General features: G+C 40.0%; 1 protein-coding gene. It reads left to right on the plus strand.

Annotated elements, in window-relative coordinates; all coding sequences use genetic code 11:
• The coding region (locus H3S88_RS13210) for a hypothetical protein (protein ID WP_198237288.1) at positions 1–245 on the plus strand (245 nt) is incomplete at both ends.

Consider the following 245-nt stretch of genomic DNA (forward strand, 5'->3'; position numbering starts at 1 on the left):
GTTGGTACAGCTTTGTGTATCGCAGGTGGTTTACAGGTTATATCGGGGATTGCTAACTTAGCACAATCGATATGCTTAATGTTATCCATATCTATGTTCAGCGGGCCTATTGGCGTTGCGATTTTTGTGTTCGCATTGGTGGCACAACTTGTCGTAGCGCTTATCCAAAAAATATTTAAAGATGAATCAGACGATTGGGATAAAATGCAAATCTGGTTTAATAACTGCTTGTTTGGCACCAAATC

It is taken from the genome of Gilliamella sp. B14448G11 (genome assembly GCF_016101765.1).
In the GTDB taxonomy this organism is placed as follows: Bacteria; Pseudomonadota; Gammaproteobacteria; order Enterobacterales; family Orbaceae; genus Gilliamella; species Gilliamella apicola_N.